Source organism: Streptococcus gallinaceus (assembly GCF_024170225.1).
GTDB classification, from domain to species: Bacteria; Bacillota; Bacilli; order Lactobacillales; family Streptococcaceae; genus Streptococcus; species Streptococcus gallinaceus.
This window is the reverse complement of sequence record NZ_JALJXU010000006.1, coordinates 15,772-32,166: the sequence shown is the minus strand read 5'-3', so window position 1 is coordinate 32,166 and position 16,395 is coordinate 15,772. Positions and strand designations below refer to the sequence as shown.

General features: G+C 43.4%; 10 protein-coding genes. 2 read left to right on the top strand and 8 right to left on the bottom strand.

What is annotated here, in order from left to right; translation table 11 throughout:
- Positions 1 to 54: 54 nt before the first annotated feature.
- The 4 genes from J2T50_RS07780 to pbp1b all read right to left on the bottom strand — a co-directional run bounded on the left by J2T50_RS07780 (position 55) and on the right by pbp1b (position 10,437).
- A complete protein-coding gene (locus J2T50_RS07780) occupies positions 55 to 402 on the bottom strand; it encodes a DUF1033 family protein (protein WP_253365393.1) in 348 nt (115 codons plus the stop codon).
- Positions 403 to 516: 114 nt separating this feature from the next.
- A complete protein-coding gene (gene rpoC / locus J2T50_RS07775) occupies positions 517 to 4,143 on the bottom strand; it encodes a DNA-directed RNA polymerase subunit beta' (protein WP_253365392.1) in 3,627 nt (1,208 codons plus the stop codon).
- 83 nt (positions 4,144 to 4,226) lie between these two features.
- Positions 4,227 to 7,787 (bottom strand): DNA-directed RNA polymerase subunit beta, encoded by a 3,561-nt coding sequence (gene rpoB, locus J2T50_RS07770; RefSeq protein ID WP_253365390.1) that lies wholly within the window; start codon positions 7,785 to 7,787, stop codon positions 4,227 to 4,229.
- 256 nt (positions 7,788 to 8,043) lie between these two features.
- Positions 8,044 to 10,437, bottom strand: a complete 2,394-nt coding sequence (gene pbp1b, locus J2T50_RS07765; protein WP_253365389.1) for a penicillin-binding protein PBP1B — start codon at positions 10,435 to 10,437, stop codon at positions 8,044 to 8,046.
- Positions 10,438 to 10,547: 110 nt separating this feature from the next.
- On the opposite strand from pbp1b, the gene tyrS reads away from it, so the two are divergent.
- Complete coding sequence (tyrS, locus tag J2T50_RS07760) at positions 10,548 to 11,804, top strand: tyrosine--tRNA ligase (RefSeq protein ID WP_253365388.1); 1,257 nt, start codon at positions 10,548 to 10,550, stop codon at positions 11,802 to 11,804.
- Positions 11,805 to 11,847: 43 nt separating this feature from the next.
- Positions 11,848 to 12,231 (top strand): HIT family protein, encoded by a 384-nt coding sequence (locus tag J2T50_RS07755; RefSeq protein WP_253365387.1) that lies wholly within the window; start codon positions 11,848 to 11,850, stop codon positions 12,229 to 12,231.
- 165 nt (positions 12,232 to 12,396) lie between these two features.
- On the opposite strand, the gene J2T50_RS07750 is transcribed toward J2T50_RS07755, so the two are convergent.
- From J2T50_RS07750 to J2T50_RS07735, 4 genes are all read right to left on the bottom strand, one after another.
- Entirely contained in the window at positions 12,397 to 12,606 is a 210-nt protein-coding gene (locus J2T50_RS07750; RefSeq protein WP_253365386.1) for a heavy-metal-associated domain-containing protein, read from the bottom strand.
- 13 nt (positions 12,607 to 12,619) lie between these two features.
- A complete protein-coding gene (locus tag J2T50_RS07745) occupies positions 12,620 to 13,051 on the bottom strand; it encodes a CopY/TcrY family copper transport repressor (protein ID WP_253365649.1) in 432 nt (143 codons plus the stop codon).
- 154 nt (positions 13,052 to 13,205) lie between these two features.
- Positions 13,206 to 13,874 (bottom strand): fructose-6-phosphate aldolase, encoded by a 669-nt coding sequence (locus tag J2T50_RS07740; protein ID WP_253365385.1) that lies wholly within the window; start codon positions 13,872 to 13,874, stop codon positions 13,206 to 13,208.
- A gap of 9 nt (positions 13,875 to 13,883) precedes the next feature.
- Positions 13,884 to 16,340, bottom strand: coding sequence for a glycyl radical protein (locus tag J2T50_RS07735; RefSeq protein ID WP_253365384.1), 2,457 nt, complete (start codon positions 16,338 to 16,340; stop codon positions 13,884 to 13,886).
- Positions 16,341 to 16,395: the final 55 nt, after the last annotated feature.

Genomic DNA, 16,395 nt, shown 5'->3' with positions numbered 1-16,395 from the left:
TCAATCCCGTCATCTATTTTCCAGACAAACTAAAAAACGCGATTGCTCGCGTTTTTATGATTTTATCTGACAAGAACGAATACGTTTTTCGCTGGCTGATTTTTGTAAGCCCTTGGGAAGGACTTCCTTGGACTCCAACAACATGATGGAATGAAAATTTTGCAAGTGCTCATCACACTCTTCGCACCAATACTGATCCTCTGGCTCCCAAAAAGCTGTCATCATACCAACCTTGCTTTTTCGCTGAGGATATTCTTCTGATAGGTAAACCCATTCTTGTTGGTAATGCCTGAGCGCTTCTTCGTAGCGCTCAAACTGTTTACAACTGACTATATCTTCTTCCCAACCGTCTAAAAACCACCAGGGTTCACAGTCGCCATACATCTTCACAACACTATACATAACTACTCATTCTTCCTTTGTATGGCTTATTATAGCTTATTTTACGGAAAAAATGAAAAATTCAGCTCGGGAAAATGTTCACAAAAAAGCACACCAATTGGTGTGCTTTTACCTTTATTCAGTTACAGGTTCTTCTGTCACTTCTTCAGCTTCAATGATTTCAACTTCATTGATGGCTTGTGGTTCAAGGTTGCGGTAACGAGCCATACCAGTACCAGCTGGGATGATCTTACCGATGATAACATTTTCCTTAAGACCAAGGAGGTTATCACGTTTACCACGGATAGCAGCATCTGTCAAGACACGAGTTGTTTCTTGGAAGGACGCAGCTGACAAGAATGAGTTAGTTTCAAGGGAAGCTTTGGTGATTCCCATGAGAACTGGACGTGCTGTGGCTGGAATACCACCTGCGATAACCACTTCTACATTGGCATCTGTAAAGTCAGTGATATCCATAAGGGTACCCATGAGCAATTCAGTATCACCTGGATCCATGACACGAACTTTACGAAGCATTTGGCGAACCATTACCTCGATGTGTTTGTCACCGATTTCTACCCCTTGGCTACGGTAAACTTTTTGAACTTCAGAAAGAAGATAAGTTTCCACAGACAAGACGTCACGGACTTCAAGCAAGCGTTTTGGTTGGATTGAACCTTCGGTAAGGGCTGCACCGCGGGCAACTTTGTCACCCACTTCAACCTTCATACGAGCTGTAAATGGTACCACATATTCGCCTTCGCCAGTTTGACCTTTAACGTAAACTTTCTTAGTACGAGTTGCGGCATCTTCATCAATAGCTGTAACTTCACCCTTAACTTCTGTGATAACCGCTTCCCCTTTAGGGTTACGCGCTTCAAAGATTTCTTGGACACGAGGGAGACCTTGTGTGATATCGCTGTTAGAGGCAACACCACCCGTGTGGAAGGTACGCATTGTAAGCTGTGTACCAGGTTCACCGATAGATTGGGCAGCGATTGTACCAACTGCTTCACCAACCTCAACCGCATCACCCGTCGCCAAGTTAATACCATAACAGTGACGGCAGACACCGTGGCGAGTGTTACATGTAAATACGCTACGGATAGTAACTTGTTCAACACCAGCATTGACAATTTGACGAGCAATATCTTCTGTAATCAATTCGTTTGGACCGATGATAAGCTCACCAGTTTCTGGATGTTTAACAGATTTCTTAGTGTAACGACCTTGAAGACGTTCTTCAAGTGGTTCAATCATTTCTTTACCATCTGTGATCGAACGAATATCAAGACCACGGTCTGTTCCACAGTCATCTTCACGAATGATAACGTCTTGGGCAACGTCAACTAAACGACGAGTCAAGTAACCTGAGTCGGCTGTCTTAAGGGCCGTATCGGTCATACCTTTACGCGCACCGTGAGTTGAGAAGAACATTTCCAAAACGCTCAAACCTTCACGGAAGTTTGACAAGATAGGCAATTCCATGATACGTCCGTTAGGCGCTGACATCAGACCACGCATACCGGCAAGCTGTGAGAAGTTTGAGATGTTACCACGGGCACCTGAGTCCATCATCATAACGATTGGGTTCTTAGGATCTTGTGATTCTGTCAAACGTTTTTCAAGTTTTTCCTTAGCTGAACGCCACTCGTCTGTAACAGCAGTGTAACGCTCATCTTCTGTAATCATACCACGACGGAATTGTTTCTTGATTTGCTCAACACGCTCATGAGCAGCCTCAATGATTTCAGCCTTGTTGTCAATAACTGGGATATCGGCGATACCCACTGTCAATCCAGCAAGAGTTGAGTGGTAGTAACCAAGGTCTTTCAAACGGTCAAGAAGGGCAGAGGTTTCAGTCGTACGGAAACGTTTGAAGATTTCTGCGATGATATTTCCAAGATTTTTCTTCTTGAATGGTGGGTTAATCTCAAGTTCAGCAATTGCTGCTTTGATGTCGCTACCTGGTGTCAAGAAGTACTTATCTGGTGTACCTTCTGTCAAGTTGGCATTATTTGGTTCTTGCAAGTATGGCAAGCCTTCAGGCATAATCGCGTTGAAGAGAATTTTACCAACAGTTGTCATCATGACTTTGTGTTTTTGGAAGTCAGTCCAAGGTTTGTCAAGGCTGTCTGTTGCGATACCAACACGGGTATGCAAGTGAACAACGCCGTTGCGGTAAGCCATCACAGCTTCATCCGCATCCTTGAAGACCATACCTTCGCCTTCACGACCAGCTTCTTCCATAGTCAAGTAGTAGTTACCCAAAACCATATCCTGAGACGGTGTTACAACTGGTTTCCCATCTTTAGGGTTAAGGATGTGCTCAGCAGCCAACATCAAGATACGAGCTTCTGCTTGAGCTTCTTCTGACAATGGTACGTGGATGGCCATTTGGTCCCCGTCAAAGTCGGCATTGTAGGCTTCACAGACAAGTGGGTGAAGACGAAGTGCCTTACCATCAATCAAAACTGGTTCAAAAGCTTGGATACCAAGACGGTGGAGGGTAGGTGCGCGGTTAAGAAGAACTGGGTGTTCTTTGATAACTTCTTCAAGAATATCCCAAATACGGTCATCTCCACGCTCAATCAAGCGTTTCGCAGCTTTTACGTTACCGGCAATGTCACGCGCAACAATTTCACGCATCACAAATGGTTTGAAGAGCTCGATGGCCATTTCACGTGGCACACCACATTGGTACATTTTAAGAGTTGGACCTACAGCGATAACGGAACGTCCTGAGAAATCAACACGTTTACCGAGCAAGTTTTGACGGAAGCGTCCTTGTTTACCTTTCAGCATGTGGCTAAGAGATTTGAGTGGACGGCTACCTGGTCCTGTGATTGGACGGCCACGACGACCATTATCAATCAAGGCATCAACCGCTTCTTGCAACATGCGTTTTTCATTTTGTACGATGATACCTGGCGCATTCAATTCAAGCAAGCGAGCTAAGCGGTTGTTACGGTTGATAACACGACGGTAGAGTTCGTTCAAGTCAGATGCCGCAAAACGTCCACCATCCAATTGAACCATCGGACGAAGATCTGGTGGGATAACTGGAAGGATATTGAGAATCATCCATTCAGGTTTGTTACCAGATTTTTGGAAAGCATCAAGAACGTCCAAACGACGAACTGCTTTAATTCGTTTTTGACCCGTTGCTGTTTTCAACTCGTCCTTAAGCGCAGCAATTTCAGCAGCCAAGTCTACTTGTCTCAAGAGGTCTTGGATAGCTTCTGCACCCATTTTAGCGACAAATGAGCCTGAACCGTATTCACGTAAACGCTCACGGTATTCGCGCTCTGTCATGATAGATTTGTGTTCAAGTGGCGTTTCTTTTGGATCAATGACCACATAGGCTGCGAAGTAGATGACTTCCTCAAGTGCACGTGGACTCATATCCAAGGTCAGACCCATACGAGATGGAATTCCTTTGAAATACCAAATATGTGAGATAGGTGCTTTCAACTCGATGTGACCCATACGTTCACGACGAACTTTTGCACGTGTTACTTCAACACCACAGCGGTCACAGACGATTCCTTTGTAACGGATACGTTTGTACTTACCACAAGCACATTCCCAGTCTTTTGTTGGACCAAAGATGACTTCATCAAAGAGTCCATCACGCTCAGGTTTGAGCGTACGATAGTTGATTGTTTCAGGTTTTTTAACTTCACCGTAAGACCATGAACGGACCTTACTTGGAGAAGCTAACGTGATTTGCATACTTTTAAATCGATTTACGTCAACCACTATTTATCCCTTTCTGTTTGTTTCAAGCCGAATCATCGACTTTTGCAAAATAGGCCGGCGGGGAGAAACTCCCCAACCTATTTTTACTCTTCTGATTGTGCGAATGCTGCTGCGGCATCTGCTGCAACTTTAGCACGTGCTTTTTCAAGATCATCTACGTGGATGATGTCATCGTCTTCCCCTTCATCAAGGTCACGCAATTCAACTTCATTGTCATCTTCATCAAGGACACGCATGTCAAGACCAAGTGATTGCAATTCTTTTACAAGAACGCGGAATGATTCTGGAACACCTGGTTTTGGAATTGGTTTACCTTTTGTGATGGCTTCATAGGCTTTCAAACGACCCGTTACATCATCTGACTTGTAAGTCAAGATTTCTTGAAGGACATTTGACGCACCATAGGCTTCAAGGGCCCAAACCTCCATCTCACCGAAACGTTGTCCACCGAATTGTGCTTTACCACCAAGCGGTTGTTGGGTAACGAGTGAGTAAGGTCCGACTGAACGAGCGTGAAGTTTATCATCAACCATGTGGTGAAGTTTGATCATGTACATGACACCAACGGATACACGGTTATCAAATGGCTCACCTGTACGGCCATCGTAAAGAATTGTTTTGGCATCTGAATCCATGCCTGCTTCTTTAACAGTTGACCAAAGGTCTTCTGAGCTTGCTCCATCAAAGACTGGTGTTGCAATGTGGATACCCAAGTTGCGAGCAGCCATACCCAAGTGAAGTTCCATTACCTGACCGATGTTCATACGTGATGGTACCCCGAGTGGGTTCAACATAATATCAACTGGAGTTCCGTCTGGAAGATATGGCATGTCTTCAACTGGAACAATACGTGAAACGACACCCTTGTTACCGTGACGACCGGCCATCTTATCTCCGACCTTGATTTTACGTTTTTGAGCGATGTAAACACGAACAAGCATGTTTACGCCTGATTGCAATTCATCACCGTTTGCACGAGTAAAGATTTTCACATCGCGGACAACACCATCGGCACCGTGTGGTACACGAAGAGATGTATCACGTACTTCGCGTGATTTGTCACCGAAGATAGCGTGCAAGAGACGTTCTTCTGCTGATAGATCTTTTTCACCCTTAGGTGTGACTTTACCAACCAAGATGTCGCCTTCTTTAACTTCCGCACCGATACGGATGATACCCATTTCATCCAATTGGCGAAGTGCATCTTCACCAACGTTTGGAATTTCACGTGTAATTTCTTCAGGTCCGAGCTTTGTATCGCGTGTTTCTGATTCATATTCTTCCAAGTGAACAGATGTATAAACATCATCTTTCACAAGGCGTTCGCTCATGATAACGGCATCCTCGAAGTTGTAACCTTCCCATGTCATGTAGGCAACGATTGGGTTTTGTCCAAGGGCCATTTCACCATTTTCCATAGAAGGACCATCTGCGATGAAGTCGCCTTTTTCAATCACATCGCCAACTTTAACAAGTGTACGTTGGTTGTAAGCAGTACCTGAGTTTGAACGACGGAATTTTGAAACGTGGTAAACGTCCAAAGAACCATCTTCGCGACGAACTTCTACCTTGTCAGCGTCAGAGTAAGTAACCTTACCATCGTGTTGAGCGATGATTGCGGCACCAGAGTCATGGGCTGCTTGGTATTCCATACCTGTACCCACATAAGGTGCTTTGGGATCAATCAATGGCACAGCCTGACGTTGCATGTTGGCACCCATGAGGGCACGGTTGGAGTCATCGTTTTCCAAGAAAGGAATACATGCTGTCGCAACGGCAACTACCTGCTTAGGAGATACGTCCATAAAGTCAGCAGATGCAGCTGGGAATTCTTGGTTATTACCTTGGTGACGACCCATAACGATTTCGTCGATAAAGCGGTTGTTTTCGTCAAGTGGTGAAGTAGATTGAGCTACGATGTAGGCATCTTCTTCATCCGCTGTCAACCAGACGATTTCATTTGTGACTGTACCAGTTGCGCGGTCAATCTTACGATATGGTGTTTGGATGAAACCGTACTTGTTGAGGTGTCCATATGAAGACAAGTTATTGATCAAACCGATGTTTGGTCCTTCAGGTGTTTCAATCGGACACATACGACCGTAGTGAGTGTAGTGCACGTCACGTACTTCATATCCGGCACGGTCACGTGTCAAACCACCAGGTCCTAAGGCTGACAAACGGCGTTTGTGTGACAACTCAGAAAGCGGGTTGTGTTGGTCCATGAACTGTGACAACTGTGATGAACCGAAAAATTCTTTGATAGCAGCTGTTACAGGGCGGATATTGATGATTTGTTGAGGTGTTAAGACTTCATTGTCTTGAACGCTCATACGCTCACGCAAGTTACGTTCCATACGCGTCAAACCGATACGTACTTGGTTAGCAAGCAATTCACCAACGGCACGGATACGGCGGTTCCCCAAGTGGTCGATATCATCTACGCGACCCAAACCTTCAGCAAGGTTAAGGAAGTAAGACATTTCTGCCAAGATATCAGCTGGAGTAACAGTGCGAACATTTTCAGCTGGATTTGCATTACCAATAACAGTTACAACGCGGTCTGGATCAGTTGGAGCTACAATCTTGAATTTTTGCAAGAGAACAGGTTCAACGACAACAGCAGCGTCATTTGGAATGTATTCAACTTGGTTGAGCTCATCGAATTGTCCTTCAATTGATTCCAAAACGTCACGGTTCAAGACTGTGCCAGCTTCGAGAACAATTTCACCTGTTTCACTGTTGATCACATGTTCAGCCAATGTTTGGTTGAGCAAGCGTGTGCGAAGGTTGAGTTTCTTGTTGATTTTGTAACGACCAACAGGTGCCAAATCGTAACGACGTGGGTCGAAGAAACGAGCTGTCAAAAGGCTACGTGAGCTTTCAGCTGTTTTGGGCTCACCTGGACGAAGGCGTTCGTAAATTTCTTTCAAGGCTTCGTCTGTACGTGAATCTGCTGGATTTTTATGGATATCTTTTTCGATGGTGTTGCGGACTAATTCGCTATCACCAAAGATGTCAAAGATTTCATCATCACCTGAGAAACCAAGTGCACGCACCAAAGTCGTAAATGGAATTTTACGTGTGCGGTCGATACGAGTATAGGCAATATCTTTTGAATCTGTTTCCAATTCCAACCAAGCACCGCGGTTAGGGATAACAGTTGAGCCATAGCCTACTTTACCATTTTTGTCTATCTTATCATTGAAGTAAACACCTGGTGAACGAACGAGCTGAGATACGATAATACGCTCTGCACCATTGATGATAAAGGTTCCCATTTCAGTCATGATTGGGAATTCACCGAAGAAAACTTCCTGAGTTTTAATCTCACCAGTTTCTTTATTGACCAAGCGGAAAGTTACAAAGATTGGCGCTGAGTAGTTAGCGTCGTGCGAACGCGCTTCTTCCAATGTATACTTAGGCTCTTTCAATTCATAACCAACAAATTCCAACTCCATTGTATCTGTAAAGTTTGATACTGGAAGTACATCTTCAAACACTTCTTTCAAACCACTGTCCAAGAAGTCTTTGAATGAATCTGTTTGGATTTCAATCAAATTTGGTAAATCAAGAACTTCCTTGATTCTTGAAAAACTACGACGGGTACGATGTTTCCCGTATTGAACGTCATGTCCTGCCAAGTTAATTCTCCTCTATTTTTTCTATTGATTTTTTGCAAAATCAAACACATTTGTCTTTTGTTAGAATTTTTAGAATCTTTAAGAATAGGTTACAATTCCCAAAAATCCGTCAAATAGACACAAAAAGAGCAGCTAAATCTTCCTTTTTGAAAAGTATGATTTAACTGCTGCAAGCCTTGTATGGACAATATTTCACACAAGACACACGACAAATTATTTCTCTATATTATAGCATAATTCCGTGTCTATTACAAGTTTATTCGCTCCTTTGTGAGCTGCTTGGTGTTGTCGAACTGGATGGTTTTGTCGTAGATGAAGAGCTCTTGGTTGAGGACGATCTCTTGGTTTCATTCACCGTACCAAACAAGCTATTCCACGCACGCGCTTTATCGCTATCCGTTCCACCAACCATAAAGTCATAGCTGGTAATCGGTGCCCCATTTTTCGCCCAATAGCTGGTTGTGGTCGCACCAGAAACGGTAATGGAACGACCATTTACCTGGGCTGTACCAGATTTTTGACCCGTTGAGGCCAGGACTGATGAGGAAATAACCGAGCTATCCATGTTAAAGCCGGTAGAGAACCACTCGGGTTTGGCTTGCGCCAAGGCATTTACCAAGTAGGCTGAATACTGGGCGTTATTGTTGTACCCAGTCAAGTAGTGCATTTCTGTATTGTCATCGTGTCCCGCCCAAGTACCCAGGGTTACAGAAGGCGTTGATAACATAAGCCATACATCGGCCGTGTCATTACTTGTCCCCGTTTTCCCTGCCAAGACACCGCTTGAAGCAAGTCCGGGATTCAAGGCCGACAATCGACTCGGGAAGGTCGTTGTTTCGCCAGAAGTTAGTACTCCTTTTAGCAACTGCATCATGATGCTAGAGGTTGCTTTTGAGTAGACCTGCACAGGCTTAGCCTGATGCTTGTAAATCTCCGTCCCATCTGCTGCTGTAATAGAGTCGATGATGTATTTTTGCTGGTAAACACCACCATTTGCCAGTGCTTGGTAGGCATTGGTATTTTCTGCAACGGTTGTTTCAATTCCTCCACCGAGAGGCAAACTTTCAATATCGTACATCGAGATGTCGTAGTGCATCTTATCCATGTAGGATTTGACATCAACACCGTTGTTTTGTAGCATTTTATAAGTCCAGAAAGCTGGAATATTAGCCGAGGCGTTTAGGGCATTTTGTAAAGTCATCATGCCTGTACCACTACTATTTCCGTGCATAATCTGGGTGCCGTCTGCAAAGGTTGCAGGGTAATTGGACAGGATACTAGCCGACCCCATCAGCCCCTGGTCGATCGCAATACCATAAGCCAAGAAGGGCTTGACAGTAGAACCCGGCGAACGCTTCGTAGAAAGCGCGTGGTTGTTTTGGTTGTTGGCATAATCACGACCACCGATAAAACCTAAAATCGCACCGCTATGGTTATCTAATAACACACTCCCCGTCTCAACATAACCGTTATTGGCATCCAATTCATAGCCGTGGTTAGCTGCGACACTTTGCATAGTATTGTAGATCCCCTTATCAACTGTACTCTTGATTGTGTAGCCACCTTGGCTGATTTCTTTTTCTGCCAATTCCTTATAGGATGCTACCGTCTTGTCGTTTTTAAGGTCATTTGCAGATACTTTGTCACGTTTAATCAGGTAATCATACATGACATCCTTGGCTTCAGCCATGACAGCGTAATACAGATAATCCTTATTGTCTCCCGTTACAGGGGATGGTGCGATGAAATCTTTCTTGATATCGTAGGCTTTATAAGTCTCATAATCTTGCTGGCTGAGCTTACCTGTTCGATACATGTTGTAGAGAACATCTTTTTGACGAGCCAAGCCATAGCTCATATTTTCATCAGACTTAAAGGTTCCATCTACTGAGTACGGAGAATAGACAATGGGACTCTGTGGCAATCCCGCGATAAAAGCTGCTTGCGGAACGGACAAGTCCTTAGCTGATTTTCCAAAAATTCCTTGTGCCGCTTCTTCAACACCTGCAATATTCAACCCGTGGTTATTGCGGCCAAAAGGAGAAACATTCAGATAAATTGTTAAAATGTCGTCCTTTTTCATGGCCCGTTCTAGCGCCAAGGCTGAAACAATCTCGTTTGCCTTACGGCTAAATGTTGGCGCATCTCCTACAAGCTGTTGCTTAATCAACTGCTGCGTTAAGGTAGAACCACCACTTGATGAGCCCATTCCAGCTGAGCCCAAGGCAGCACGGAGAACAGCTTTCGACACCACTCCATTGTGAGACTCAAAGGTCGCATCCTCTGTCGCAACGACCGCATCCTTAATATTCTGAGAAATGTTGTCGCCTGTGACCGGTGTGCGTAGCAGGTCAGAGCTTACTTCTGAGATGAGACTATTGTCCGAGTAAACCACTTTGGAAATACTACTGATATTGCCCACTTGGGTCAGCAATTCCTTTTTGTCTGGCACTTTTACTTGGTCAAAAAGATTGGCAACAAATCCAACTCCAATCCCTGCTCCAAAGACGCCAAGTAAGCAGCCCAAGACAACTAAAAAATTCACCGTCAACTTAATACTACGCAGGATAATTCCTAAAATATCTCCTGCCGTCAATTTCTCATTTTCTGTTGACTTTTTCTCTTCTTTTTTATCCTGTTTATTTACCATAAAAAACCTCATATTACTCCTATTTTATCACATTTTCTTGTATTTGACGAAAATTTCCTATTTGATATAATAGAAAGATAGAATATTAATTAGAAACTGTAGGTGTATTTATGAACATTTTTGATGAACTCAAAGAACGTGGGCTTGTCTTTCAGACAACAGACGAAGAGGCGCTTCGTAAAGCGTTAGAAGAGGGTTCTATCTCTTATTATACTGGTTACGACCCTACAGCTGATAGTCTTCACTTAGGCCACCTCGTTGCTATCTTGACATCTCGTCGTCTTCAATTGGCTGGTCACAAACCTTACGTTCTTGTTGGTGGCGCAACTGGATTGATCGGTGACCCATCCTTTAAAGATGCAGAGCGCAGCCTTCAAACCAAAGACACCGTTGATGGCTGGGTTGGAAAAATCCAAGGACAGCTTTCTCGCTTCCTCGACTTTGAAAATGGGGACAACAAAGCTGTCATGGTCAACAACTACGATTGGTTTGGTAGCGTGAGCTTTATCGACTTCCTTCGTGATGTGGGGAAATACTTCACTGTTAACTACATGATGAGCAAAGAATCTGTAAAAAAACGGATTGAAACAGGGATTTCATATACTGAATTTGCCTACCAAATTATGCAAGGTTATGACTTCTACGAACTCAACAACAAATACAATGTCACACTTCAAATCGGCGGTTCTGACCAATGGGGAAATATGACCGCAGGTACCGAACTCCTTCGTCGTAAAGCAGACAAAACTGGTCATGTTGTAACGGTGCCACTTATCACCGATTCAACTGGTAAAAAATTCGGTAAATCTGAAGGTAACGCCGTTTGGCTCGATGCGGACAAAACATCACCATACGAAATGTACCAATTCTGGCTCAACGTTATGGATGCCGACGCTGTTCGTTTCTTGAAAATCTTCACTTTCCTCACACTAGAAGAAATCGAAGACATCCGCGTTCAATTTGAAGCAGCACCACACGAACGTTTGGCACAAAAAACATTGGCACGCGAAGTGGTCACACTTGTTCACGGTCAAGAAGCCTACAACCAAGCCCTCAACATCACTGAGCAACTCTTTGCTGGCAATATCAAAGGTCTTTCTGTCAAAGAACTCAAGCAAGGTCTCCGTGGCGTTCCAAATTACCAAGTGAAATCTGACGACAACCTCAACATCGTTGAACTCCTCGTAACAGCTGGTGTTGTCACTTCAAAACGCCAAGCGCGTGAAGATGTGCAAAATGGCGCTATATACGTCAACGGCGATCGCATCCAAGACCTCAACTACGTCCTTTCAGACCAAGACAAATTGGAAAATGAATTAACTGTTATCCGTCGTGGTAAGAAAAAATACTTCGTCGTAACTTACTAATACCCTTAACGAGCTTCGGCTCGTTTTTTCATAAGGAGATTTTATGGAAAATTGTATCTTTTGCAACTTCATCACAGAGAAGCAAATCATCCACCAAACACCTCACTTCAAAGTTGTCTTTGATATAGACCCTATCCAGACAGGTCATCTCCTCATCATTTCAAAAGACCATTACGAGAGTATGACCGAATTGCCAAAGCCACTCTTGCATGAACTCATCGAGCTACAAGCCAAACTGATTGCTGCGCTTGAAACGAGTTTGCCAATTGCTGGTGTTACAAGTGCCAGCAATGACAAGGAGCTGATGGATACTGGGACCCACTTCCACCTGCACTTGATTCCTAGACGGAAAAATGACGGATTTTGGGACAAACTTGAAATCCCGACAGAAGACTGGGACCTGAACAATTTTTTGAAGACAATCTAAAAGAATCTAGGACTCAGTCCTAGGTTCTTAACTTTTATTGTAATTTTAACAGATTGACGCACCGGGAGACCTTTTTAAGCTGGAAATAAAATTTGCAAAGCAATTGTCAACAAAATCGATTTCTGCGAAATCACGATTGAGTCCCACTCTCTTTTCATTTTCTACTTAGCCGACTGCAATGACTTCGTAGATCGTATCTTCAAGTGCCGTTTGGTAGTCCGTCTGCGAACGCTCGGTCTGTGTGTCAACTGTTGCTTGTTTTGCATCCAAGTCCACGCTGACACCAATCACTCCCTCCAGAGCAAACAAGTGTTCTGTGACATGTTTCACACAATTTTGACAAGACATGTGCTCGATTGTAAGTGTTTGTTTCATCTTTTTCTCTTTTCTAGTGGTGATGACCACAGGTACATTGACCTGATAAACAATGACAAATCAGGGTTTCTGGTGAATTTTTTGTCAAATTCTCTATTTTGCTCAAAATCTTGTGCAAGTCCGACGTGGAAAATTGCCCCTGCTCCAACAAGGCCTCCACCAGTTGACCATTTTTCGTCGAACAAACATTGTCCAATATGGTCTGGATTTGCCCGCTGAGATGCTCTTTTTCTGTCACCAGGGGTTGGTAACGATAGGTCGTCCCAACTTTTTCCATCTCTAAATAGCCTTTTTTCCGCAAACGACCCAGCAGGGTCTTAATCGTAGCCGCCTGCCAGTCAAAGCCTTCCTGCAGAGATGATATGATAAATTGTGAGTTAGAACCTGGATGAGCCCACACAACACGCATAGCCTGCCACTCGGCCGCAGACATGATTTGTTCTATCATAAAGACCTCCTAACCACTTTTAGTTTACATTTGTAATCAACATTTGTCAAGGAAATGTATTTCCGTCTAGGCATGGAGGCTATGCATCAAACATCGCTAGATGCACACAGACTCACAAAATAACCCTACCTAAAATTAGGTAGGGTTATTATTAAATGTAATCCTTGCCTTGTGTTGCTTTCCAATCCGCTGCAAAATCATCTACCGCTTTTGCAATCGAAGGCATCGCAAAGGCTGCTTCAAACACATCTGGACCTGCCGTGATAGATTGTGCTCCCTGGGCCAAGGCTTTTGTCACCTGACTTGCATTTTTGAAACTCGCCGCCAAAACTTTACTAGACGAACCTGTTCTGTCAATTGCATCCACCAATTCGCCAATCACTTGAATCGGATCAATATCCAGATTCTCCATCCGATTATAATATGGAGCTAGATAATCTGCACCTGCTGAAATAGCTAACAACCCTTGCATTGTTGTATAGATGGCGGTTGCTGTGATATTAAACCCTTGGCTCTTCAAGGTTTTAATCGCTGCAAGACCGTCCGGGGTTACAGGAATTTTGATATAGACATGGTCGTCTGTCTCCTCACGAATCTTCTGCGCATCTTTAACAATGCCTTCATAATCCTTTGCTACTACTTGGACATGTAAACTAGCATCTTGTCCAATAATCTCACGAACATCTCGAATTCGTTGGAAAAAGTCAATTTGACCTTCCTTTTTGGCAATGGTTGGATTAGAAGTTACACCAGCCAACGGTAAGATATGATGCCATTTTTTTATGGCCTCTAAATTTAAAGTATCTAGTAAAAATTCCATAATATTCTCCTAAAGAGCATGTTCTGTACGTGCAATGATATCGTCTTGTGTTGCTTTGGAAAGAACGTTGAAGAAGGCTGAATACCCTGCAACACGTACAATCAAGTCACGGTGTTTTTCAGGATGTTTTTGCGCATCAATCAAGGTTTCTCGCGATACAACATTGTACTGGATATGATAGCCATGAAGGCGATTGAAGAAGGTTCTGAGAAGAGCAATAAGTTTTTGCTTATCTTCTTCTTTGGCCAATGTTTGTGGGTTCACTTTTTGATTAAGAAGAACACCACCAACAATCTCTTCCGTTGGTAATTTAGAAACAGATTTCAAAACAGAAGTAGGCCCTTTTTTATCCATATTATGCGTTGGCGAGCAACCTTCTGCTAGTGGTGTTCCTGCATGGCGACCATCTGGTGTCGCTAACGTGCCACGACCTTGACCCACATTAGCAGAGATTGAGGATGTGCCAGAGTAGCGGATACCTCCAATTGGTCCTCGACCATAACGAGTGTTTGGATATTTCGCAATTTCGTCAACGTAGACATCATAGCACTCGCGGACGAGGCTGTCAGCATAGTCATCATCGTTACCGTATTTTGGTGCATCGTTAATCAACATTTGACGAATTTCTTCGCCACGTTTACCTGCATAATTACTTTGCAAGACATCCCACAATTCATCTGTCGTCAAGCGTTTTTCTTCAAATACTAGTTTCTTCAATGCCGCTAGAGAATCTGACAGATTGGCAATCCCAACTTGTAACCCAGAGATATAGTCGTAGACTGCTCCGCCCTCTTTCAGGTGCTTCCCGCGACCGATACAATCATCTGTAAGCGCCGAACAAAGGATATCCGGCACTTCCCGCTCAAGGCTGATATCAATTGCATTTTCTACGATAACACTCATACGAGTTAGATAACGAAGATTCTTATCCCAAGCTGCTTTCAGTTCTGCATAGGTCTTCATATCTTTAAAATGACCATAACCTGGAGTAAACCGTTTACCTGATGCTGGATCAATACCATCATTCATGGTAATGAGCAAGATTTTAGGGAAATTGATATAACTCATACCTGTACAACGGTACCCCCATTTACCCGGCACTGCTGTCTCTACACAGCCAATCGCAGAATAATCATAGGCATCATCTTCTGCAACACCTTTATTGATGAATGATGGAATAATAACTTCATCGTTGTTAAAAGCTGGCATCCCAAAACCAAGTTTCATTACTTCGATTGCTTCATTCATAAAATCAGGATTCAGTCCTGCATGGTAACGAACTGTCAAGTTTGGTTGTGGTAGGTGAGTTTGAGCAACAGATTTCAGTACTAAGAAGGATAATGGATTAACTGCATCTTTCTTATCACGTGTTTGTCCACCAATTGTAACATTTTGATAAAGTGGGCTCCCCGCTGATGAGAATGTATGAGCCTGACTGCGAACTTTATTGATAGTGATTGTCTTAATCCACAGGTTGGTCAAGCGTTCTACAACTGAATCTTCCGTTTCACGACCTGCTTCTAGATCTACCTTCACATATGGATACATGTATTGATCAAAACGTCCATAAGACAAGGAATGCCCATTAGATTCGATTTGGAGGATACACTGGATAAACCAGACTGACTGAACAGCTTCTGCAAATGTTTGTGCAGGATAGTAGGGCACGCGCTCACAGATTGCTGCAATTTCTAATAGTTCTTTACGACGTTTCTCATCTGCTGTTTCTGCCATTTCTTTGGCCAAGGTTGCAAAACGAGTAGCATAGGTTTTAACCGCTGCAATCGTAATAAGAATAGAATCATAAAAATGGTACTTATCAATGCTTGCTGGGTCTGTTAAATCAAGTTTAGCTTTCGCTTCTCTAGTACGTTTTTCAAAGCCAACCAAGCCAAATTCAAGGAGTTTTTGGTAGTTTACCGCTAGATGGGCATCTCCTGAGTTCATCTTACCTTCCATACCGAAGAAGCCTGTTTCCATATAAACTTGTACTTCATCAGGGAGCATTGCGCCTGCACGCGCACGTAAGTTGTTATTTTCCCAAAAAGGAGCAATCTCACGTAGCTGCTCTTTTGTTTCTTCTGTGATGTAGAAAACATCACCGTCACGCTTTTCAAAGAGATCCAGCTCTTTCATGACAAACTCAAGTGTGTACTCAGGGAAGATTGGAGCGTCTTTATCTGATGAAGCTTGGTTCCCAACAATCATTGTTTCATCGTCAATATAAAGAGTCATTTTTTCCAAAATATTTTGAAGCATATAAGCGCGTTTCAATACATTTGGTTTTTCTTGATGTTGACGGTAACTTTCTGTAGCTAAGATAGCACGCTCTGCATCGATATAAGGCTTCTTGTCCAAGACCTTGTCTCGATAAGCGTACATGCGCTCAGTCAAATACCCAAAATGTTTTTGAGAATTTTGTTGGACATCGTTGTTGTATTTTTGTGTTAAACGTTGGACTGTCATAAGCGGCTCCTTTGTTTCGTTTGTAATTTTTTTGTTTACTTTCGAAATTATCATA